Source organism: Gemmatimonadota bacterium (genome assembly GCA_039715185.1).
Classification (GTDB): domain Bacteria; phylum Gemmatimonadota; class Gemmatimonadetes; order Longimicrobiales; family RSA9; genus DATHRK01.
In genome coordinates, this window is sequence record JBDLIA010000219.1 from 1 (window position 1) to 1,373 (window position 1,373).

Below are 1,373 nucleotides of genomic sequence, written 5' to 3' on the forward strand. Positions count from 1 at the left end.
ACCAGGATCATCGTCCCCTCGTAGTCCCGCAGCGCCTCCACCAGCGCCTCGATCGATTCCAGGTCCAGGTGGTTGGTGGGCTCATCGAGCACCAGCACGTTGGGCCGTTCGATGGACAGGCGGCAGAACACCAGGCGCGCGGCCTCCCCGCCGGAGAGCGCCCCGAGCCGCTTCTCGGCCTCCTCCCCGCTGAACAGGACGCGCCCCATTTCGGCGCGCACCTGCCCGATGGTGTTGGCGGGCGAGTTGCTCATCACCCAGCCCTCGGCGGTGCCCGCCAGGTCGCCCATCTCCTCGTGGTGGTCCTGCGCGAAGTAGCCGGGCTGCGTCTCGTAGCCCCACTCTACGGCACCCGCGTCGGGCTCCAGATCTCCCACCGCGATCCTCAGCAGGGTCGACTTGCCGATGCCGTTCGGGCCCATGATCGCCAGCCGGTCGCCGCGCCGGACGACCAGGTCCACGCCGCGCAGTACCTGGTTGTCGCCGTACGCCTTGGAGACCCCCTCCAGCGTCAGCACGTCGCGGCCGCTGGGGCGCCGCTGCTCGAAGCGAAAGCGCGGATAGCGCCGGGAGCTGGGAGCCAGCGGGACCAGCGCGTCGGCCTTTTTCTCGATCAACCGCATCTTGCTCTGGGCCTGCCGGGCCTTGCTGGCCTTGGCGCGGAATCGGTCGACGAACTTCTGGTGGTGGGCGATCTCCTTCTCGCGCCCCTCGATCTCCTTTTCGCGCCGCCCCCGCTCGGCCGCCTTGGCGCCCATGAAGTACGTGTAGTCGCCGTGGTAGAGCGTGATGGCCTGGTAGTCCACGTCCAGGATGTGGGTGGCGACATTGTCCAGGAAGCGGTGGTCGTGCGAGATCACGACGACGGGCCCCGCGAAGTCCGCCAGGAACCGCTCGAGCCAGCGGATGGAGAGGATGTCCAGGTGGTTCGTGGGCTCGTCGAGCAGCAGCACGTCCGGCGAGCCGGCGAGCACCTGCGCCAGCAGCACCCGCAGCTTGAACCCGCCCGACAGCGTGGACAGCGGCTGGTGGTGGACTTCCGCGGGGAGCCCCAGACCTTCGAGGATCCCCGCGGCGCGGGCCTCGGCGGCGTAGCCGTCGTGCCGCTCGATGGTCTCCTCCAGGCGCGCGTAGCGCTCCGCGTCGAAGTGCTCGTGCGCGCGCGCCAGAACCTTCTCCTTCTCGACGAGGGCGTGCCAGAGCTCCGGGTTGCCCATCATGGCCACGCCCAGGATCTCCTCGTCCTCGTAGAGGAACTGGTCCTGGCGCAGCACGCCGAGGTTGGCCCGGGCGGGGATCTGGACCGACCCCTCGGTCGGGTCCACGTCGCCGCTCAGGATGCCCAGCAGCGTGGTCTTGCCGGAGCCGTTGGC

At 69.7% G+C, this 1,373-nt stretch carries 1 protein-coding gene; it reads right to left on the reverse strand.

Annotated features, from left to right (window positions below):
• A partial coding sequence (locus ABFS34_16835) for an ABC-F family ATP-binding cassette domain-containing protein (GenBank protein ID MEN8377092.1) occupies window positions 1–1,373 on the reverse strand: 1,373 nt, incomplete at both ends.